This is a genomic window from Achromobacter sp. 01N37 (assembly GCF_056399725.1).
In genome coordinates this window covers 21,599-41,557 of record NZ_JBFTRX010000001.1, presented here as the reverse complement: position 1 = coordinate 41,557, position 19,959 = coordinate 21,599, and the positions used below count along the sequence as shown (strand labels likewise).

16 protein-coding genes are annotated in these 19,959 nt (G+C 64.4%); 9 read left to right on the top strand and 7 right to left on the bottom strand.

Annotated features, from left to right (window positions below):
* Window positions 1-8 precede the first annotated feature (8 nt).
* Both tssC and tssB read right to left on the bottom strand, forming a co-directional pair.
* Window positions 9-1,481: a type VI secretion system contractile sheath large subunit gene (gene tssC / locus AC1DSJ_RS00180; RefSeq protein WP_054424852.1), complete on the bottom strand. Its 1,473-nt coding sequence runs from the start codon at window positions 1,479-1,481 to the stop codon at window positions 9-11.
* A gap of 47 nt (window positions 1,482-1,528) precedes the next feature.
* On the bottom strand, window positions 1,529-2,038 hold the full coding sequence (gene tssB, locus AC1DSJ_RS00175) for a type VI secretion system contractile sheath small subunit (RefSeq protein WP_054424850.1): 510 nt from the start codon (window positions 2,036-2,038) through the stop codon (window positions 1,529-1,531).
* 240 nt (window positions 2,039-2,278) lie between these two features.
* Between tssB and tssH the strand changes: the two genes are divergently transcribed.
* From tssH to tssM, 5 genes are read left to right on the top strand one after another with little or no spacing between them, the layout of a single operon-like run.
* Window positions 2,279-4,879: a type VI secretion system ATPase TssH gene (tssH, locus tag AC1DSJ_RS00170; RefSeq protein ID WP_441370745.1), complete on the top strand. Its 2,601-nt coding sequence runs from the start codon at window positions 2,279-2,281 to the stop codon at window positions 4,877-4,879.
* 9 nt (window positions 4,880-4,888) lie between these two features.
* Window positions 4,889-6,457 carry a sigma 54-interacting transcriptional regulator gene (locus AC1DSJ_RS00165; RefSeq protein WP_441370744.1) on the top strand — a complete coding sequence of 523 codons (1,569 nt, stop codon included), beginning with the start codon at window positions 4,889-4,891 and terminating at the stop codon, window positions 6,455-6,457.
* Window positions 6,454-7,218, top strand: a complete 765-nt coding sequence (locus AC1DSJ_RS00160) for a type VI secretion system-associated protein TagO (RefSeq protein ID WP_342067798.1) — start codon at window positions 6,454-6,456, stop codon at window positions 7,216-7,218. The genes AC1DSJ_RS00165 and AC1DSJ_RS00160 overlap by 4 nt, the downstream gene beginning before the upstream one ends.
* Complete coding sequence (tssA, locus tag AC1DSJ_RS00155) at window positions 7,206-8,663, top strand: type VI secretion system protein TssA (protein WP_441370743.1); 1,458 nt, start codon at window positions 7,206-7,208, stop codon at window positions 8,661-8,663. Before AC1DSJ_RS00160 ends, tssA begins: the two co-directional genes overlap by 13 nt.
* Before the next feature lie 15 nt (window positions 8,664-8,678).
* Window positions 8,679-12,623, top strand: a complete 3,945-nt coding sequence (tssM, locus tag AC1DSJ_RS00150; RefSeq protein ID WP_441370742.1) for a type VI secretion system membrane subunit TssM — start codon at window positions 8,679-8,681, stop codon at window positions 12,621-12,623.
* A gap of 243 nt (window positions 12,624-12,866) precedes the next feature.
* Here the strand turns inward: tssM and AC1DSJ_RS00145 are convergent, their stop codons facing one another.
* Both AC1DSJ_RS00145 and AC1DSJ_RS00140 read right to left on the bottom strand, forming a co-directional pair.
* Entirely contained in the window at window positions 12,867-13,205 is a 339-nt protein-coding gene (locus tag AC1DSJ_RS00145; protein WP_346550502.1) for a hypothetical protein, read from the bottom strand.
* A gap of 277 nt (window positions 13,206-13,482) precedes the next feature.
* Window positions 13,483-13,716: a DUF3820 family protein gene (locus AC1DSJ_RS00140; protein ID WP_054424837.1), complete on the bottom strand. Its 234-nt coding sequence runs from the start codon at window positions 13,714-13,716 to the stop codon at window positions 13,483-13,485.
* Between the two features lie 194 nt (window positions 13,717-13,910).
* Between AC1DSJ_RS00140 and AC1DSJ_RS00135 the strand changes: the two genes are divergently transcribed.
* Entirely contained in the window at window positions 13,911-14,336 is a 426-nt protein-coding gene (locus AC1DSJ_RS00135) for a copper resistance protein NlpE (RefSeq protein WP_054424833.1), read from the top strand.
* A gap of 88 nt (window positions 14,337-14,424) precedes the next feature.
* Window positions 14,425-15,174, top strand: a complete 750-nt coding sequence (locus AC1DSJ_RS00130; RefSeq protein ID WP_441370741.1) for an ABC transporter substrate-binding protein — start codon at window positions 14,425-14,427, stop codon at window positions 15,172-15,174.
* A 202-nt stretch (window positions 15,175-15,376) separates the two neighbouring features.
* Here AC1DSJ_RS00130 and AC1DSJ_RS00125 read toward each other — a convergent pair whose 3' ends face one another.
* Both AC1DSJ_RS00125 and fmdA read right to left on the bottom strand, forming a co-directional pair.
* On the bottom strand, window positions 15,377-15,709 hold the full coding sequence (locus AC1DSJ_RS00125) for an FmdB family zinc ribbon protein (protein ID WP_054424827.1): 333 nt from the start codon (window positions 15,707-15,709) through the stop codon (window positions 15,377-15,379).
* Between the two features lie 10 nt (window positions 15,710-15,719).
* Window positions 15,720-16,949 (bottom strand): formamidase, encoded by a 1,230-nt coding sequence (fmdA, locus tag AC1DSJ_RS00120; protein ID WP_175169420.1) that lies wholly within the window; start codon window positions 16,947-16,949, stop codon window positions 15,720-15,722.
* 315 nt (window positions 16,950-17,264) lie between these two features.
* Between fmdA and AC1DSJ_RS00115 the strand changes: the two genes are divergently transcribed.
* Complete coding sequence (locus AC1DSJ_RS00115; protein WP_441370740.1) at window positions 17,265-17,642, top strand: hypothetical protein; 378 nt, start codon at window positions 17,265-17,267, stop codon at window positions 17,640-17,642.
* A gap of 6 nt (window positions 17,643-17,648) precedes the next feature.
* Here the strand turns inward: AC1DSJ_RS00115 and AC1DSJ_RS00110 are convergent, their stop codons facing one another.
* The gene (locus AC1DSJ_RS00110) at window positions 17,649-19,136 is read right to left on the bottom strand and encodes an aminotransferase class V-fold PLP-dependent enzyme (protein ID WP_342067794.1); all 1,488 of its coding nucleotides are present in this window, start codon (window positions 19,134-19,136) and stop codon (window positions 17,649-17,651) included.
* Between the two features lie 152 nt (window positions 19,137-19,288).
* On the opposite strand from AC1DSJ_RS00110, the gene AC1DSJ_RS00105 reads away from it, so the two are divergent.
* Window positions 19,289-19,774 (top strand): Lrp/AsnC family transcriptional regulator, encoded by a 486-nt coding sequence (locus AC1DSJ_RS00105; RefSeq protein ID WP_054424814.1) that lies wholly within the window; start codon window positions 19,289-19,291, stop codon window positions 19,772-19,774.
* The last annotated feature ends 185 nt before the right edge of the window (window positions 19,775-19,959 follow it).

Sequence of the window (19,959 nt, the reverse complement as noted above, 5' to 3'; positions counted from 1 at the left end):
GCGCCTCCTTATTCCTTGTCCAAACGGCCGACCAGCGACAGTTCGAAGTTGGCGCCCATGTACTTGAAGTGCGGACGCACGGCGAGCGACACCTGATACCAGCCGGGGTTACCGCTGACGTCTTGCACCTGCACCTGCGCGGCGCGCAACGGGCGGCGGCTGCGCACATCCGCCGACGGGCTTTCCTGATCCGCGATGTACTGCTTGAGCCACGTGTTCAATTCGCGTTCGAGATCCTGGCGTTCCTTCCAGCTGCCGATCTGCTCGCGCTGCAGCACCTTGATGTAGTGCGCCAGACGGTTGACGATGAACATGTAGGGCAATTGCGTACCCAGCTTGAAGTTCGTCTGTGCGGCCTGACCTTCGGGCGTCTTCTGGAACAGCTTCGGCTTTTGCACCGAGTTCGCCGAGAAGAACGCAGCGTTGTCGCTGTCTTTGCGCATGGTCAGCGCAATGAAACCTTCTTCGGCCAGCTCGAATTCCTTGCGGTCGGACACCAGCACTTCGGTGGGGATCTTCGCTTGCAGCTGACCCAGCGACTCGTACAGGTGGACCGGCAGATCGTCCACCGCGCCGCCGGACAGCGGGCCGATGATGTTGGGGCACCAGCGGTACTTGGCGAAGCTGTCGGTGATGCGGCTGGCAAGCAGGTACGACGTATTGCCCCACAGGTAGTTGTCGTGCTGACCGTCGATGGTTTCGCGGTATACGAAACTGCTGGTGGGGTTTTCCAGTGGATCGTAGGGCTGGCGCAGCAGGAAACGCGGCATCGTCAGGCCCAGATAGCGCGCGTCTTCGGACTCGCGCAAGCCGCGCCATTTCGTGAAGCGCGGGCCTTCGAAGATGTCGCGCACTTCCTTCAGGTTGGGCAGTTCTTGAAAGCCGTCGATGTTCAGGAACTCGGCGCCCGCCGCGCCCAGGAACGGCGCATGCGCCATGGCGCCCACAGACGCCACATAGCTCAGCAGTTTGATGTCGGGCGACGACGGGCCGAACGTGTAGTTGCTGACGATGCTGGCCACCGGCTCGCCGCCGAATTGGCCATAGCCCGCGGTGTAAACGTGCTTGTACAGACCGCTGCGCGTGATGTCGCCCGCGCTTTCGAAGTCTTCCAGCATCTCTTCCTTCGTGACGTGAAGGATTTCGATCTTGATGTTCTCGCGGAAGTCGGTGCGGTCTACCAGCAGCTTCAGCCCGCGCCATGCGGACTCCAGCGCTTGCAGCGGCGGCTGGTGCAAGATGGCGTCCATCTGCAAGCCAAGCTTGCGGTCGATCTGCGCGATCATCTGGTCCACCAGCTGCTTGTTGACGGGCTGCTCGCGTTCCTGTGTTTTCAGTATTTCTGAAATGAACGCCGCGACGCCGCGTTCGGCAACGGCATAACCTTCGTGGCTGGGTTCGATGCGGGTTTGGGCCATGATCTGGTCCAACAGGCCGATCGACGGGTTGTCTTCTGACTTGGCGGCAGCTTGAGCCTTCATGCTCGTATCCTTTTTTTTCGGGTTGGCGTTGCAGCGAAACGGCAGGCTCAGGCGGCCGGCTTTTCCAGGACCAGATTCAGTTCCTTGGCCAGCGCGGTGCGCGCCTTGTCGTCGGCAAGCAAGGTCTGAAGCTGCTTGCGAAACGCCGGCACGTTGCCCAGGGGGCCTTTCAGCGCGACAAGCGCTTCACGCAATTCCAGCAGCTTGTTCAATTCCGGCACCTGCCGTGCAATGGCATCCGGCGAAAAATCACGCATGCGTTTGAAGTCCAGCGACACATTCAAGGTGTCGTCTTCCTGGCCTGCTTCACCCAGCCGAGACGGCACTTGCATCGTCAAGGCGATGCCGGCTTCCGCGATGACATCGTCGAAGTTGTCTTTGTCGATGCGCACCACCGGCCGCTCCTCCAGCGCCGTCTCTTCGCCGTGCCCCTTGAAGTCGCCCGTGATGAGCAATTTCAGGGGAAGCTCGATCTCAGCCTGCTGGTCGCCCGTGGCGGGCACGTACTTGATGTTGATCCGTTCCGGCGGGGCGACGGACACCGATTTCTTCGCCATGACAAGCTCCTTTGGAGAGTTTGGGAAGCCGTTTTTGGCGGCCTCGAACCAGTGGGCTGATGCTAAGAGGGCTGAAGGATGAGTCGCAATAGGACGACTACTAAATGTGCTTGAGCACGTGCGCCAAGTGAGACATCTTTGACACGGTGAGCGCGTTCCGGGCGCGGTTTCATAGTCCTCCTATGGAATTAATTTGAGTGGCGTGGTCTCGTTGTGGATTCCTCGAACGCGTGTGACGCCATGATCAGAATTGACCTCTCCGCCCTGATCGAACGCTTGAATCCGATCAGCCGCCAGGCCCTGGAAGAAGCCGCCAGTCTGTGCATCAGCCAGCATTGCGCCGAGATCACCGTGGCGCACGTGCTGTTCAAGCTGGTCGACCAGCCCTTGTCGGATATGCGCATGCTGATCAAGCACGCCGAACTCGACCCGGATTCGGTCCGCCAGGCGCTGGCTAACGCCAGCCCTTATCGCAGTGAAACGCCGGGCCAATACCCCACGTTCTCGCCGCTGCTGATCGAGTGGCTACAGGAAGCGTGGCTGCTGGCGTCGCTGGAGCTCGGCCATACACAGTTGCGCGGGGGCAGCCTGACGCTGGCCGCGCTGCTGAATCCGGGGCGCTATCTTCCCCTTTCCGCCATCACGCTGTTCGAACACATCAACCGCGAGGCCTTGCGCAAAGAATTCAGCAGCGTGTTTCAACACTCCTGCGAATCACCGGCCGGTGAACCCGCAGGAGGCAATGCCGACGCGATTCACGCATCATCGGTGTCGTCCGACAGCGCGCTGGCGAAGTATGGGCACGACTTCACCGCACAGGCGCGTGCCGGCAAGATTGATCCCGTGCTGTGCCGCGATGCCGAGATCGACCAGATGATCGACATCCTGTCACGCCGCCGCAAAAACAACCCCATCGTGGTGGGCGACGCGGGCGTCGGCAAGAGCGCCGTGGTCGAGGGCCTGGCGTTGCGCATCGTGCAAGAACGTGTGCCGGCGCCCTTGCGTCATGTGTCGCTATGGGGGCTGGACCTGGGCGCGTTGCAGGCGGGCGCGTCGGTCAAGGGCGAATTTGAAAAGCGCCTGAAGGCCGTGCTTGACGAGGTCAAGGCATCGGCCCAGCGCATCATCCTGTTCATCGACGAGGCGCATACGCTGATTGGCGCGGGCAATGCCGCCGGCGGCAGCGACGCCGCCAACTTGCTCAAACCCGCGCTTGCGCGCGGCGAATTGCGCACCATCGCGGCCACGACCTGGACCGAATACAAAAAGTACTTCGAGAAAGACCCGGCCCTGACGCGACGATTCCAGCTGGTGAAGCTGGACGAGCCCAGCCAGGAACAGGCGGTTCACATCTTGCGTGGCTTGCGCCGCATTTACGAACAGGCGCATCGTGTCTACATCGGCGACGACGCCTTGCAGGCGGCCGTGACGTTGTCAGCACGCTACCTGTCGGGCCGGCAATTACCAGACAAGGCCATTGATGTGCTGGACACCGCCAGCGCCCGCGTGGCGACGGCGTTGGCAGAGCCTCCGCGCCGGCTCACGGCGATGGAACATGAACAATTGCAAATCGCAGCCGAGCTCCAGCAGTTGCATCGCGATGCTCGCGCCGGCCGCGACGCCGCGCCGCGCCGTCTGGCCGAACTCGAGGCCGATGCCGCCGCGGTTGCCGGCCGCATCACACAGCTGCAACAGGCGTGGGAACAGCAGAAGGCGCTGGTCGATGACATCTTGCGCTTGCGCGGCGCGCTAGATGACGATGACCCAGATTCTCCGGGCCACCCTGCCTCCGACGAATTGCGCCAACAGGTGGCGGCGCTGACCGCGCTCCAACGCGATGGCGCGTTGTTGCATGCCGATGTCGGCCACACGCAGATCGCCCAGGTCATTTCCGACTGGACCGGCATTCCCGCCACCACGCTCAATCGTGGCCAGATAGAACGCCTGGCCCGGTTGCCTGCCGTACTAGGTGAACGTATCAAGGGCCAGGACGGCGCCATTGATCGCTTGCACAAGCATCTGCTGACGGCCATGGCCGACTTGCGCCGCCCCGGCACGCCCCTGGGCGCGTTCCTGCTCGTCGGGCCCAGCGGCGTTGGCAAGACCGAAACCGCGTTGGCGGTGGCCGACGAACTATTTGGCGGCAGGCAGTTCCTGACCACGATCAACATGTCCGAATTCCAGGAGCGGCATACGGTGTCGCGCCTGCTGGGTGCGCCGCCCGGCTATGTCGGATACGGCGAAGGCGGCGTGCTGACGGAGGCAATCCGGCGGCAGCCTTATTCGGTGGTGTTGCTGGACGAAGTCGAGAAGGCCCACCCGGAAGTCATGAGCCTGTTCTACCAGGCCTTCGACAAGGGCGAACTGGCTGACGGCGAAGGGCGCCAGATTGATTGCAAGAACGTCCTGTTCTTCTTGACTTCCAACCTCGGATTCGACCAACAAGACGGCGATCTGGCCGATTTGTCCGAAGACGCGCTGCGCATCCGGCTGGCCGCATTCTTCAAACCGGCGCTGCTTGCGCGCATGCAGGTAGTGCCATACCGGTATCTGGACGAAAGTGTGCTGGACCAGATCATCCAGAGCCGGCTGGAACGTTTGCGCGTCCAATTCGCGACGCGCTACAACGCCACGCTGCACCTCAGCGCCAGCGCGCGCGATGAACTGCGTGGCCGCTGCGCGCGCCACGAGAACGGCGCGCGTCTGCTGGACGCCACCATCGATGGCGAACTCTTGCCGCCCCTTTCGCTGGCGGTGCTGCAACAGTTGGCCGCCGGGCTCGCCTTTGGCAGCGCCCGGCTGGAATGGTCGCAAGGCGGCTTCGCCGCCACGCTGGATTAAAGGTCCGCGATGGATGCGCAAAGCGTGGCGGACATCGCCCGGGACATGGCCATGGCTTCACGCGTGGACGCGCTGTCACGCGTGTTCCTCGACGCGTGCCTGAACGTGCCGGGCATGGCCGGCGCATGCCTGTACGCCCGAGACGCCACAGGAGACCGGCTGTTTCCGCTTGTGCAGGCGGGGTCGGCGGCCAATCCCCTTCCCGACATCAGCATGGACGCGCTTGACGACCCCCTCGTCTACACCATGACCAGTGCAAAGTCTTGTCTGATCGATCAGATGTCCGGGCTGGTCGATGTGGGCACGGGGTATGAACGGCTGCGCGATGAACTGGGTGCGCAATTCGGGTTGCTGGCGATTCCGCTGCGCGACGAGCGCCGCCAGCCCTTGACCGTACTGGCGCTGGCCGGGCCGCCCGCGGTGCTGTTGGCGTGGCGCGATGATTCCCTCTGGCGCGCGCTGCTTGCGGCCCACGAATCCCTTTACGCGCGTCTGCATCGGCAGGCCAACGTGGCCGATGATGCGCGCTACCAACGCAGCCAGCACGCAGAGCCGGCCGTCGAACAAAGCCGGATGCGCGCTGCGCGCCTGCTGGCGGCCGAGTTCATCGGCGTCAGCCCCGCGGCCCGGCGTATGCGCGAAGACATGCTGCGCTTTGCGGATTCCGCGCTGGCCGTCCTGCTGACCGGCGAAACCGGCACGGGCAAAGACCATGCCGCGTGGCTGATTCATCAAGCCTCGCCGCGCCGAGGCAAGTTCGTGCCCGTCAATTGCGCCGCCATCCCAAAGGAGCTGATTGAAGCGGAGCTGTTCGGCAATGTGCGCGGCGCCTTTACGGGCGCCTTGCAGGCCAGGTCCGGGCTGGTTGCCGAAGCCGATGGCGGCACGCTGTTCCTGGACGAAATCGGCGACATGCCCTTGGCGCTGCAAGGCACCCTGCTGCGTCTGTTGAACGAAAAGAAGTATCGGCCATTGGGCGCCACGCGTGAACTGAGTTCCGACTTCCGCCTGATCTGCGCGACCCATCAGCCGCTGCCCCAACGGGTGCGCGATGGGCATTTCCGCGAAGACCTGTATTTCCGCATCCGGCAACTGACGCTGGCGTTGCCCGCGCTGCGCGACCGCCCCGAGGACATTCCCGCGCTGGCCTTTCATACAGTGTTGCAGCACAACCGTGAACGCCAGTCGCGCGTTGCGGGCATCACGCCAGACGCGCTGGCGATGTTGGCGGCGCAGCCCTTGCCCGGCAACGTGCGCCAGTTGCGCAGCGTGGTGCTGGTGGCGGCAGAACGCACGCCCCCCGGGCAACGCATCAGTGCCGGCATGCTGGACTTGTCGCAACCGGACCTGGACGCCCCGCCGCTTGCCGACCCGGGCAGCGCGATGCTGCAAGGGCTGCTGCATACCGACAACCTGCCCCAGGCGCTGGACACGTTCCAAAGCCTGGTGATCAAAGCCCGGCTGCGCCAAGTCAATGGGTCTCGCAGCCGCGCCGCGCAGAGCCTGGGTATCCCCAAACGCACGCTGGCACGCCGCTGCCAGGCCTGGAATCTGGACCGGGAGGACCACCCCTTATGAAGCGTTTCACCCTTCTGCCCCTGTTGTTGCTGGCGCCGTTGGCCAGCCACGCGGTGTCCGTGTCCGGCCCCGACGCCGCCGCCTGCACGCAGATCATCTCGGCCATTGAACGGCTGGCCTGCTTTGACGCGCTGGCGGGCACGCCACCCCGCCCGGTTGAGCGCCCCGCGCGCACCGTGTCAATCGACCCCGCGCCGATGGGTCCGGCGAGCCTGCTGCCAGATGAGCCGGCGCCCGCCCTCGACATCGCACCGCCCGTCGCCGCCGAGCAGCCGCCGCCCTTTTTGCCGGCGCCCACCCTGGCGTCCGATCTTGTCCGCATGAACGAAGCCGCCCGGCAAGCCGGCGACACCGCCTTTCTGCTGTCTCACACGCAAGACGAGCACGCGGGACAACACCGGGTGATGATCTCCGCGCCCGCGCAAGCCGCCGGCCCACCCACGTATCTGGCGATCAGTTGCCTGTCCAACATCTCGCGCCTGCAACTGGTGGCCGAGCAGCCGTTCGAACGCAATCAAATCAGCATCCGTCTTCACATCGATGAACGCCCGCTGTCCGCCGCCCGGCGATGGCGCGTACTGGATGAAGGCAACGTCGTGGATGCGGGCCGGGGCCTGGTGGCCATTGAACAGTTGCGCCCCTTCGTGGCGGGCGCGCAGTTGCGGGTGGAAAGCGACTACGCCCCGCTGAATGGCCTGACGTTCAACGCCACCGGCTTGCAGGCCCTGCTGTCCCGCCAGCGCGAGGCATGTCACTGGTGACGGACTACGCCCCTCTTGCACTCGACGCGTTGCTGGCCCCGTTGGACGCGCGCCATCCGGCGGGCCACTTTGATCCCGAAGACGAAACTTTTCAGGCGATCGACCACGAAATGATCAAGCTGGGCGGCTTGCAGGAAGAGCGGCTGGACTGGCTGTACGTGGATGAAGCGTCGCGCCAATACCTGAGCACGCAATGCAAGCACTTCCGCATCGCTGGCCATTTGATATCCGCGCGCCTGAAGGCCCCCTCCTGGCCACGCTGGGCCGAGGCCGCGGATGTATTGGCGGGCATGGTCGAACACTATTGGGAGACCGGGCACCCCAAGCCCGGCCCCACCGGCTATCTGGGCAAGCGCCGGCTGGTGGCCGTGCAGGCGGAGCGTCTGCGCAGCGCGTTGGACGCCTTGTCCGCCACCGGTTTCAGCAAGGCGGATCACACCCGGGCGCAACAAGCGCTTGACCGCCTGCAAGCCTGCGCCGTTGCCGCCCAACTGGATCAAGCGCAACTGACCGGGCTCGAGGCGCACTTCTCGCGCCGCGTCGAACAAACCCGGTTTCCGGAAAGCCCCGCGCCCGCCCGAAGTGCTGGCCAACAAGGCGGGCAGGCCATCACCGAAGCGTTCTTCAACACGGACAACACCCGCTTGAAGCCGGGTGACGAACGCGAGAACCGGCGGTCGCTGCTGGGGGTGGCCGACTTCGTCAACCAGCAGGATGCGTACGACCCCACCGGCTACCAGCTGCGCCGCTTCGCGCTTTGGGCGCATCTGCATGCCGCACCGCCCACGCGCCATGGCATGCGCACGGAACTCATGGCGGTGCCGGCCGACATCGCGGACGGCTACAGCGAGGCGTTGGCGGGCAATGCCGTCAACCCCGCGTTGTTGCAGCGCGTAGAGAAAAGCGTCGTCGCCTCGCCCTATTGGATACGCGGCAGCTTTCTGGCGGCAGGTATGGCCGCGCGGCTGGAAATGAAAGACGTGGCAACGGCGATCCGTCTGGCCACGGAACGCTTCGTACGCCGCATTCCGTCGCTGGTCGATCTGAGCTTCAACGACGGCCGCCCCTTTGTGGACAGCGAGACGCTGGCGTGGCTGAGCGGTGCGGACGCCGAAGGCGCGGCAAGCGGCCCCTTGCAGGAATTCGGTGCGTTGCGCGAAGAGCTTGTCGCGCAGTTGGACACCGAAGGCGTGGAAACCGTGCTGCGCCGCTTGCAAGACATGCAGGGCCATTCGGAATCGCCGCGCCAGCGCTCGTATGCGGCCGTCATCGCGGCCGACCTGCTGGCCGCGCGCGGCCTGTCGTGGCTGGCAGACACCCTATATACGAACGTCGGCATCACGCTGCACACGCTGCCCGCCCACGAATGGGAGCCTGAGTTGTCCGAACAGTTGAACAAATACCTGCCCGCGCGTCCGCCCGCCGAGGCGGACCGCAAGAGCTAAGGAAGGAGTCTCCCGATGAAGAATGTGTGGTCTTACCTCAAGCGCTACGGTCTGCCGGTAGCGAGCCATTTCAAGAGCGCGATGCCCGTGCTGGCCGCATTGGCGATCACTTTCGTGCTGATCGGCATCTGGTGGCTGGGTCCGCACTGGACGTGGCGCAATCACCAGCCCTTGGCGGATCTGTCCATGCGCGTCCTGTGCACGCTCGTCGTTCTGATGCTGCCGGTGCTGGCCTGGGTCTGGACGCTTCGCCGCCGCAACCGCCGCCTGGAAGCCGAACGCGGCGCGGCCGAGCAGCGCGAAGAAGATCCGGTGCTGCGCTTTGTGCAGGCGCAGGACCGCGCGCTGGACCAAAGCCTGCATGTGTTGCGCAGCAACTTGAAGGGGCGCAACGCGTTGTACCAACTGCCGTGGTACTTGGTGCTGGGCCAGGAAAATACCGGTAAGACGAGCTTCATCAACCGCTCCAGCCAAAGCTTCTCGCTCAGCAACGAGGTCAAGGCTGGCGCCAGGCGCGCGTTTACCGACCCGGACCTGGCGTACGACATCGACTGGTGGATGGGCGACGAGGCCGTGCTGATCGACCCGCCGGGCGAACTGATCAGCCAGATCGAAGCCGCGTCTGCACCGGAGCCCCTGGCCCAAACCGCAGCCGGGCCTGACCCCGGCCCAAGCTCGGCGGCCACGCCCGATCCGGTCCGCAGCTCGCCGCCAGACTCCACCGCTGACGCCGCTCCCGCCCGTGCCACCTCGCGGGTGGCGCTGCCTATCGGCGCGCACGCGCGCCTGTGGGTTGGGCTGGTCGATTGGCTGAGCCGCAACCGCAGCCGCCGCCCGCTCAATGGCGTGGTGTTGATGGTGGATCTGGTGACGCTGCTGAACCAGAAAGCCAGCGACCGCAAGGCGTTGGCGATTCTGCTGCGCACACGCTTGTCCGAACTGAGCCGCCATTTGGGGACGCGCCCGCCGCTGTACGTGGTGCTGAGCAAATTCGATCTGCTCAATGGCTTCGAGCCCTTCTTCGCGCGGCTGCCGCGCAACGTGCGCGAAGACATTTTCGGCTTTACCTTCACGCTGGATTCCGTCCATGACTACGATGCCTGGCTTGATGAGCTGGCCGGACGCTATGACGGCTTCATCCAGCATCTGAACGAACAGATCTTCGACGCCATGGCCGAGGCAGCCAACATGGAAGCCCGCGAAGCGCTGTTCTCGCTGGTCCGGCAGCTCGCGGGCATGCGGCCGGTGCTGCTGGGCTTCCTGGAAGACGTGCTGGGCAGCGATCGCTACATCACGCCCGCCTTGCCGCGTGGCGTGTATTTTTCGTCGGTGTATCAGCAAGGCCTGTTGTGCGACGCGTTCATCAGCGCGGCGGCGGCGTCCTACAGCCTGACGCCCCCCGCCACCAACGTGAAGCCCAGCGGCCGCTCGGCGGTGTACTTCGCGCAGCAAGTGTTCCAGCGCATCATCTACCCCGAGGCCGGCTTGGCCGGCGACAACCTGAAGGTGATGGCCGACAAGCGCCGCACGCTGATGGTTGGCTTTGGCGTCGCGGCCTTGGGCAGCCTGCTGCTGGCGGGCGGCTGGTATCACTACCACGGCGTCAACCGGCAAATGGCGATGTCGGTGCTGGACAAGAGCCGCGAATTCAGCACGCACAAAATCGACGGCAGCAGCGACCCGACGGGACGCAATCTGCTCGAGCCGCTGGATCAGATCCGCAGCGCGGTCGCCGTGGTGGGAGACTACCGTCAGGCGTGGCCGCTGGTATCCGAGCTGGGTTTGTACCAAGGCCGCAAGATCGGCCCCAAGGTTGACGAGGCCTATCTGCAGCTGCTGTCCAAGCGCTTTCTGCCCGAGCTGGCCAGCGGTGTCATGAACGCCATCAACAGTGCGCCCTCGGGCAGCAATCAGCAGTTGGCGGCGCTGCGCGTCTACCGCATGATCGAAGATCGCCACAACCGCCGTTCACCCATCGTGGAAGACTGGATGACGCAGCAGTGGCAAGCCGCGTTCCCCGGCGAAGGCGCGGTGCAAAACGGCTTGCGCCGCCATCTGGACTACGCCTTGACATACGCGGATGCGGTCTTGCCGCAGCATCGCGCACGGGTCGAGGAAGTGCAGCAGCGCCTGCGTCAAATCCCGATGCCGCAGCGCGTCTACATGACGATGCGCGAACAGGCGGGAAAAATTCTGCACACGCCGCTGGACTTGCGCAATGAAGTGGGCCCCGCCTTCGACATCGTGTACAAGGCGGCCGCGCCCCAGGACGCCCAAACCGATCCCGCCACACGCATAGACCCGCTGCTGACGGCCACGGGCTATCACAGCTACTTCGCGGCGCACGGCAAAGACTTCACCGACCTGGCCCTGATCGACCGCTGGACGCTGGGCGAACGCCAGCGCATTGATTATTCGGAAGCCGACAAACAGGTGTTGGCCGAACGCGTGCGCGCGCTTTACAGCAGCGATTACATCAACACATGGCAGCGCAGCTTGAACCATCTGGAAGTGGTGGACTTTGACGATCTGGGCCAGGCGGTGGATGTGCTGGGCAGCGTGACGAGCCCCGCGGCGCCCTTGCGCCGGCTGGTGGAAACCGTGCGCGACAACACCGTGCTGAATCCGCCACTGCCTGCTGTCGCCACCGCAGGCGATACCGCCGACAAGAGCCCGGGCGTGGCGGCGGGTGCTGCGGCGTCGATGTCAGCATCTGCGTCCGCATCCGCGACCGCGTCAGCAGGCGCCAATGTGCCGCAGGTGGCGGCTATCGCGCGCCCCTTTGCGCCGCTATCCGAACTATTGGTGGCCAAAGGCGACAAGCCTTCCTACCTGGACGAGAGCATGGCCGCCGTGGCGCGCGTGCACGAAACCATGAAGCGTGTGCACGACAGCCCCGAACCGGGCAAGGCGGCGCTGGCAGTGGTGCTGGACCGCTTCGCGCTGAAGGGCGCCGACCCCATCGCCAACCTGCAACGCGTGGCGGCGGGGCTTCCCGAGCCCCTGAACCGGCAGGTCAAGAAACTGGCCGACGAGTCGTCGCAGGTGCTGTTGATCGAAGCCTTGAAGGAGCTGGAGCGGCGCTGGGAAACCGACGTGTACCGCTACTACCACGAGCGCCTGGCCAGCCGCTATCCGTTCAACCCGGGCAGCCGCGTTGATGCGTCATTGGAAGATTTCACTGCGCTGTTCGGACCGCAGGGCCGGCTGACGCAGTTCAAGGAGCAATATCTGAAGCTGTTCTTTGACGAGAACCTTGAGGCGCTGTATTCGGAACGGCGCGGTGGCTACCTGGTGCGTATGGATGTGCTGACGCAGCTGGAAGCCGCCGACCGTATCCGCGACGCCTTCTTCAACAGCCGCGGCGCGCTGGGTGTGCAGTTCAGCATCACGCCGCTGGGGCTGACCGCCAGCCGGCGCAGCAGCGTGCTAAGCGTCGAAGGCCAACTGATCGCCTATAGCCACGGCGCAAGCAACAGCGTCGGCCTGATCTGGCCCAACAACTTGGGCGATTCCACCGAAAGCCGCATCACGCTGGTTGGCGCGACGGGAACCAGCAGCGGTCTGGCGTACCGGGGGTCGTGGTCGATGTTCCGCCTGTTGAGTCAGGCGCGGCTGGAAAGCGCGACGGCCAACAGCGTTGATTTGAGTTTCTCGGCCAATGACGGCGCCATGCGCTACCGGATCACCGCTGAAAAATCCAACAACCCGTTCACGCAGGCGAGCTTCGACGGCTTCGCGCTGCCGCGCACGTTGCTGGCCGAGGCTTCCGTGGCCACGCCGGCCGCGCCGCCCGTGCCGGCCGTGCCAAAGATCACGCCGCGCGGCACCCAAAAGCCGGCGCCCGTCACCGGCACCAACGCGGGCACGCGCGCGGCGCCGCCCAAGGGGCCGATGAAGTCTCCCCCCAAGGCCGATGCGGGGCAGGCCGAAAGAGAAATCAAAATGGCGGCGCGGTAATCGCAATCAAACCGCGGGCGATGGCTCGCCACGCCGCGGGATTTCTGCTGTCGCACCGCCGGATATCCCAGGTGGCGCTGCTGGTTATCGCCGGCGGCGCGACGGTTATTGCTGGCGGCGCTGCTACGGTTATTGCTAGCGGCGCTGCTACGGTTATTGCTAGCGGCGCGGCTACCGTTATTGCTAGCAGCGCTGCTACGGTTATTGCTGGCGGCGCTGCTACCGTTAATGCTAGCGGCGCTGCTACTGTTGTTGCTGGCGGCGCTGTTCCAGTTCTTTCAGGCATTGCGCCACGCCCGCCTGCATCTGCGCGTTCGACACCGCTGCGCGGTCTGACACCTCGCGGCAGCGCACATACTGCGCCTGGCTCTCCGCCGAGTCCCGGATCACCGCGGGCGGGGCCTGTTCAGGCGTGACGGTCATGCGCAAGGTCGACGGCGGCGATTGGCTGCCATCCTTGGACGGCATACTGGGAAACTGCATTTCCTGCGCCCCCGGGGCGGCCGGGGCGTACTGGGCCTGCGCGGCGCCAGCGGCGCACAACGCGGCAAACAGGAAGGCAGTGATGTGGCGTTTCTTCATGGCAACCTCTCTTCAATGAACAAGCGCGCGGAGACGGAGATGCAAGGGTCCGCCCTGGCGCGCCGGCCTATCGTAGCGCCGGGCACTGGCCAAAATGCGGCGGCGCCCCCTAGAGTTGTTTCCCTACGTTTCGGAGCAGCATGGGCCGGCCACGCATTGCCGGCGATGCATTGCCCGCCACGTATTGCCCGCCCCGTATTGCCAGCCACATGCTGCCGGCCACATACTGCCGGCCCCGTGTTGCCAGCCACGTATTGCCGGCGATACCCAAGCCGTCCTACCCGCGCGGCGAAGCGGGCCGGGATTTTCGCAACGGCGCCAGCAGCGACGACAAGCCGTTGTGGTCCAGCTCATGCATCAAGGCCAGCAAGCGGCCCAGTTCTCCGGGCGGAAACCCCTTGCGCGCGAACCAGGCCAGATACGGGCCGGGCAGGTCGGCGATCAGGCGCCCCTTGTACTTGCCAAAAGGCATGTCGCGGGTCACCAGCAAATTCAACAGTTCAGGGTCCATAGGGTCGGGGCATTCCGAAAGGCCGGGTGACGATGTTGCGGCGTTCGCCTTTTGCTTTCGTCATGATGGCTCGCGGGCAAGCGCCAGTCTGGCAGAAAAGACGCCAAGCGTAGCGCAATTCCGCTTTACATCCCGTTTCAGCATCGCCCCGTTGCTGTCCGTATCGTGAACGCGTCTACCCACAGGAGCTCGCCATGATGAAAACCACCCTGACCTGCACCCTGAGTCTTGCCTTGCTTGCCGGCTGCGCCCCGCCAAAAAGTCCGAATGCCCGCGATACGCCGGTGGACAATCACACGGCGCGCAACGCGCTGGACTGGCCGGGCAGCTATGACGGCACGCTGCCTTGCGCGGACTGCCCGGGCATCAAGACCCGGTTGACCTTGTTCAAGGATGACCGCTACGAACGCCAGACCCAATATCTGGACCGCGAGCCGCAGCCGGAAATCGTGACCGGCACGTTCAGCTGGGAGTCGGATGGCAGCACGATCCGCCTGGACGCCGCGGGCGACAGCCAGCGCTACTTCGTGGGTGAGAACCAGGTCACGATGTTGTATCGCGATGGCACCCGGCCCACTGGCCCGCTCGCCCCGCACTACGTGCTGCGCCGCGCGCAATAGCAACGCGGCCATCGCGCAACGCCCACGCTTCCGGCTATTCTTCTGCAATCGCCCGCGCCCTGGCGTGCGGCCCACCCCCAAGGAAGCCATGAAGACCGACCACGAGCTGCTCTCCGCCTTCGCCCCCACCGGCGCGCTGCGCGCGTCCATCAACCTGGGCAACCCCATCCTGGCTAACACCGACCCTGCCACTGGCAAGCCCTGCGGCGTGTCGGTGGACCTGGCTACGGAGCTTGCGCGGCGCCTGGACGTGACATTGGAACTCGTGGTGTTCAAGTCCGCGGGCGAATCCGTCAACGCGGTGGCCGCCGAACAGGCGGACGTGGGCTTCTTCGCCATCGACCCGTTGCGCGGCGAGCAGATCGCCTTCACCGCGCCCTATGTGGTGATCGAAGGCGCGTATCTGGTGCGTCAAGGTTCGCCGATCACCGCCATGGATCAGGTCGACACCCAGGGCCAGCGCGTCGTGGTCGGCAAAGGCAGCGCCTATGACCTTTACCTGACGCGCGAACTCAAGCATGCCGAGATCTTCCGCGCCCCGACCTCGCCCGCTGTCGTAGACACGTTCATGCAGGAAAACATGGAAGTGGCCGCCGGCGTGAAGCAGCAGCTGGAAGCCGACGCGCAGCGCCTGGGCGGCCTGCGTTTGCTGGACGGCCATTTCATGCTGATCCGCCAGGCCATGGGTGTGCCCAAGAGCCGTGGCGACAAGGCCAGCGCGTATCTGGCCGCGTATGTGGAAGCCATGAAGAAATCAGGCTTCGTGGCGGACGCGCTGGCGCGCCACAAGATCCAGGGCGCGGCGGTGGCGCCGCTGGAAAGTGCGGCATCGGCCTGAACGCTCCAAGAATCAGCCGAAGCACAAACTTGCGCCGCTGGTAAGCGCGGCGTCGGCCTGAACGCTCCAACAGTCAGCCGAAGCACAAAGACGCCCCGCAGGCCGCCGCGCGCGAGTCCATCACCAGAACGAAAAACGGCGCGCCCGGCAACAAGCCGGTACGCGCCGCTGCGGGCTGGCCAGCGATTGCCTGGCCGCAAGGCTAGTGGCTGATCATCCAGGGCCTGGCGCCCGCGAATGACTTTGCGCCGTCGGCGGTGGTGCGCGTCTTGCCGGATGCGCGTCCGCCCGAACAACATCCGCAATTCATGCCGTGGCCGGCGCGCGAGCTGCGTGGCTCGTTCGCGCTGCGCTCGTTGACGGCGCGCGCCCTGTTCACGGCGGACGACAGCGCCGAGATGGCAGGCGCCCCGCCGATGATGCGGCCAGACATTTCCCCGCATTGCGGGCAGGCGGCCGGGTCGCGCCATTGCGCCAGCGGACGCAACGCGGCAAATTCGCCGCAGCCGCCGCAAGCGTAGTCGTACATGGGCATCGTGAGTCTCCTAGCGGTCGCGCGACAGCGGCATGTCCACCCCGCCCTTGATGTGCTTGATGGGCCCCGACGCCGAGGGCTGGATATCGAAGTCGAAGATTTCAGTGGGCAGCCAGAGCGTGGCGCACGAGTTCGGAATATCGACCACCCCGCTGATATGCCCCTGCACCGGCGCGCACCCCAGCAGCGAATACGCCTGCGCACCCGAATAGCCGAACTTCTTCAGGTATTCGATGGCGTTCAGGCAGGCTTGCCGGTAGGCCACGTTCACGTCCAGGTAGTGCTGCTTGCCCTCTTCGTCCACCGAAATGCCTTCGAAGATCAGGTAATCCTTATAGGCGGGCGTGATCGGGCTGGGCTTGAAGATGGGGTTTTTGATGGCGTACTTTTCCATGCCGCCCTTGATGAGCGACACGCGCATGTGCACCCACCCCGCCATTTCGATGGCGCCGCAAAAAGTGATCTCGCCATCGCCTTGCGAGAAGTGCAGGTCGCCCACCGACAGGCCGCCGCCCTTGACGTACACCGGAAAGAACACGCGGGCGCCGCGCGACAAGTCTTTGATGTCGCAGTTGCCGCCGTGTTCGCGCGGCGGCACCGTGCGTGCGCCTTCACCCGCCGCCTTGTCACGCTCGGCGCCTTGCAGCGCCCCCATGTGCGCCGTCTTGGGCGCAGGCGGATTCGCCAGCGGCGGAACACGATTAGGGTTGGTGTCGATCAGCGCCTGTTCGCGCCGGTTCCAGGTGTCCAGCAACTTCTTGTCGGGCAGGCAGCCAATCAGGCCGGGATGAATCAGGCCCGCGAAGTTCACACCGGGAATGTGACGCGAAGACGTGAACATGCCGTGGAAATCCCAGATGGACTTCTGCGCATGCGGAAAATGTTCAGTAAGGAAGCCGCCGCCATTGTTGCGGCTGAAAAAGCCGTTGAAGCCCCACAGGCTGTCGGGCTTGGCGCCGATATCCAACAGGTCTACCACCAGCAAGTCACCGGGCTCAGCGCCTTCGACGCCGACGGGGCCAGACAAAAAGTGCACGGTCGATAAATCCACGTCGCGCACGTCGTCGGCGCTGTCGTCATTCTTGATTGCGCCGCCGGTCCAGTCATAGGTTTCCAGCACGAAATCGTCGCCCGGCTTCACCCAGACGGCCATGGGGATGTCGGGATGCCAACGGTTGTGGATCTTCGGGTTCTCGTAAGGGGATTGTTCCAGATCGACTTCGATGAGCGTGTTCGCCATTCTCTTTCATCTCCAACGTAACGTGTTGATAAAACAGAACTTCAGCCGGATGCGCGTCCAATCCCTTGCGAGTTGGATCTCTGGGTTGGATCTCTGGGTTGGATCTCTTAGTGGGCTCCCTTGGCGGGATCTCTTCGTGGGATCTCTCGGTCAACCGATATGAATCATTGACCTGTCAGCGATGGTAGACGCGTTGCCGCGTTTTGCCATACTGGTTTTCCATGCAGTGTCAGCCGCGCGGCGCAACATGACGCGACGCCATTTCGCAGCAGTTATGATGCAGAGCATTCTTACCGCGACACCAAGGTTTTACGCATGGCAGCAACGCCCCGCCGGCCCCTGGCCGGCCTTCTGATCATCGCCGCCCTCGCCGCGTTTTCCGCAGCGCCCACGCACGCCGCCGACGACTGCGCCGCCCGCATTGATGACGGCCTGGCCAGCATCAAGCGTGCGCAAGACGTGCAGCGCACGCGCGAAGCCGCCAACGATTTGCAACTGAACCGCGAACTCTGCCAAGGCCGGCTGGACTTGCTGGACGCCCGCTTCGCGCTTAGCGATGACTTCGAAGCGTGCCGCCGCAAGGGCGTGACGTTTTCAGATCGCGTTGTGCGCAGGCTGACCCAGGCGTCAGACGAACTTACCGATCTGAAAGCCGCCTGGATACGCACGTGCGGCAAGCAAATGCAGGACTGATCCGACTCAGGCCGCGACTTCCAGGCGGGCGCTCAGCGGCTTGAAGATGGCGCGGCTGGGGTCGAATCCATAAAGGCTTTCGAATTCCGTCGCATCCGAGGCCAGCGCCAGCACCGACTCCAGAATGAATGCCGCTTTGGCGTCCGACAGCAGCACGCTGAAATTCAAGCGGACAAAGCCGGGCTTTTCGATTTCGCGGCCATCCAGAATGGCCTGACGCATCTGCTGCGACTGCTCAGCGTCAATGTCCAACAGACGATGCACGTACGGCCCCGCGCACGCGCAGCCGCCACGAGCCTGAATGCCGAAACGGTCGCTCAGCATGCGCGTCACCAGCTGCTGATGTACATAGCCGCCCTTGCCGTTGCGCACGCGGAACGAGAAGATCGGCAGGCGAGCGGCGGTCAAGGACCCCAGCAATTCCAGGTGTTCGTTGTCTTTCCAGGCGGCAAGCGCCTGCTGCACGAAGTGCGCGTTGCGCTGCTGCATGACGTCCGCGCCCAGCGCGTGCTTCACCAGCAACACCAGCGCCGCGCGGATATCGCCCACCACATTCGGCGTGCCCGCCTCTTCGCGGGATTCCAGGCTGCCGCTGTAATCGTGGCCAGTGGGTGACACGAACTTCACGGTGCCGCCGCCCGGCCAGGTGGGCGTTGCCGTCACCACGGCATCGCGCCGCACGATCAGCACGCCAGACGCGCCGGGGCCGCCGATGAACTTGTGCGGCGAGAACACGATGGCGTCGATCTGCGCATCGCTGGCGGGCGACATGCGGATGGGCAGGTAGGGCGCGCCGCCCGCGTAGTCCCACAGCATCTTCGCGCCCGATTGCTTCACCATCCGCGTGATGGCGGGCACGTCGGCGACGATGCCCGTCACGTTGGAAGCGGCCGACAGCGCGCAAACAACCAGCGTGTCGTCCGAGACGGCCAACGCCGTGGCCAGTTCGGCCAGGTCCGGCCCGCCTTCGGGGCTTTCCGCCAATTCGATGATCTCGGCGCCGCATTCGCGCCAGGGCAGGATATTGGAGTGGTGTTCGTACGGGCCGATGATGACGCGGACCTTTCTGCCCGCCCGCACTGCGGCGTCTACGCCAAACAGATGCACCAGGCGGTTGATGCCGGCCGTGGCGCCCGAGCCCGCGAAAATCACCGCGTGTTCTTCACTGGCGCCGCAGCATTGGGCAACGGCCGAGCGCGCCTCGCGGCGCAAGCGCGTGATGAAGCCGCCGCAATAGGAAGCTTCGGTGTGCGAGTTCGCGTAGTACGGCAGCACATGTTCCAGCACAAAGCGCTCAACCTGCATCAGCGCGCGGCCTGACGCCACATAGTCGGCGTAGACCAGCGGCTTGGCGCCAAAGGGGCCGTCCATCATCGCGTCCTTGCCGATCAGGCCATCGGCCAGGGCGGCGGCGATATCGCCGATGTTGAGGCTGTCTTGAAACTGCTGCAACGGCCCGGTCAATACGGGAGCCGTTGCGTGGTGCGTAGTCATGAGATGGGGTATCCGGAGCGGTGCGCGGTGAAGGTTCGCGATGTCAGGCGCGGGGGAACGCGCAATGTGCGATGTGATGCGAAATATCATACGATGGATGCCAAGTTGAAACATCACCATTTTTTTGCTTAAAATCGGCCAAAACAGATCATATGAACGACAAACTTGAAAAAATAGACAAGCTTGATCTAAGCATCATTAGTTGCCTGCAAAAAGACGGCGCGCTGTCGCAACGCGAGCTGGCGGATCGGGTGGGCTTGTCGCAGAACGCCTGCTGGCGCCGGCTTCAGCGTTTGAACGCGGTCGGCATCATTCGTGGCACGCGCGCCGAGGTCAGTCTGGTGGCGCTGGGCCTGGACTTGACGGTGTTCGTGATGATCCGAACCAGCCACCACGCCAAGGCCTGGGCCGACGGGTTCCGCCAGCACGTTGAACGCCTGCCTGAAGTGACGGAGTTCTATCGCATCGGCGGCGACTGGGATTACCTGATCAAGGTCGTCTGCCGGGGCATGGCGGGCTATGACCGCTTCTATCAAAGGCTGATTACGGATTTTGAGTTGTCGACCGTGACCGGGTTCTTTAGCATGGAGGCCATTATTGAAAACCGGCCGCCGGATCTTCGGATGCTGGAAGACTGAACGAGCCGGTAGCTGGGGAACTTTCCCGGGCAGGCGGGTTCGAACTGCCCACGCGTTCAAACTGCGCAAGCGTGAGACTGCCCACCTTTACGAGTGCCCACACTCACGACTGCCCACACTCACGACCGCCCCCCTAACGACCGCCCACACTAACGACTGCCCTCCTGGAGACCCCCCCGGCCATG

Excerpts from the sequence above, each read along its gene's own strand:
- tssC (WP_054424852.1), bottom strand. The coding sequence starts at position 1,481 with ATGAAGGCTCAAGCTGCCGCCAAGTCAGAAGACAACCCGTCGATCGGC.
- tssB (WP_054424850.1), bottom strand. The coding sequence starts at position 2,038 with ATGGCGAAGAAATCGGTGTCCGTCGCCCCGCCGGAACGGATCAACATC.
- tssH (WP_441370745.1), top strand. The coding sequence starts at position 2,279 with ATGATCAGAATTGACCTCTCCGCCCTGATCGAACGCTTGAATCCGATC.
- AC1DSJ_RS00165 (WP_441370744.1), top strand. The coding sequence starts at position 4,889 with ATGGATGCGCAAAGCGTGGCGGACATCGCCCGGGACATGGCCATGGCT.
- AC1DSJ_RS00160 (WP_342067798.1), top strand. The coding sequence starts at position 6,454 with ATGAAGCGTTTCACCCTTCTGCCCCTGTTGTTGCTGGCGCCGTTGGCC.
- tssA (WP_441370743.1), top strand. The coding sequence starts at position 7,206 with ATGTCACTGGTGACGGACTACGCCCCTCTTGCACTCGACGCGTTGCTG.
- tssM (WP_441370742.1), top strand. The coding sequence starts at position 8,679 with ATGAAGAATGTGTGGTCTTACCTCAAGCGCTACGGTCTGCCGGTAGCG.
- AC1DSJ_RS00145 (WP_346550502.1), bottom strand. The coding sequence starts at position 13,205 with ATGAAGAAACGCCACATCACTGCCTTCCTGTTTGCCGCGTTGTGCGCC.
- AC1DSJ_RS00140 (WP_054424837.1), bottom strand. The coding sequence starts at position 13,716 with ATGGACCCTGAACTGTTGAATTTGCTGGTGACCCGCGACATGCCTTTT.
- AC1DSJ_RS00135 (WP_054424833.1), top strand. The coding sequence starts at position 13,911 with ATGATGAAAACCACCCTGACCTGCACCCTGAGTCTTGCCTTGCTTGCC.
- AC1DSJ_RS00130 (WP_441370741.1), top strand. The coding sequence starts at position 14,425 with ATGAAGACCGACCACGAGCTGCTCTCCGCCTTCGCCCCCACCGGCGCG.
- AC1DSJ_RS00125 (WP_054424827.1), bottom strand. The coding sequence starts at position 15,709 with ATGCCCATGTACGACTACGCTTGCGGCGGCTGCGGCGAATTTGCCGCG.
- fmdA (WP_175169420.1), bottom strand. The coding sequence starts at position 16,949 with ATGGCGAACACGCTCATCGAAGTCGATCTGGAACAATCCCCTTACGAG.
- AC1DSJ_RS00115 (WP_441370740.1), top strand. The coding sequence starts at position 17,265 with ATGGCAGCAACGCCCCGCCGGCCCCTGGCCGGCCTTCTGATCATCGCC.
- AC1DSJ_RS00110 (WP_342067794.1), bottom strand. The coding sequence starts at position 19,136 with ATGACTACGCACCACGCAACGGCTCCCGTATTGACCGGGCCGTTGCAG.
- AC1DSJ_RS00105 (WP_054424814.1), top strand. The coding sequence starts at position 19,289 with ATGAACGACAAACTTGAAAAAATAGACAAGCTTGATCTAAGCATCATT.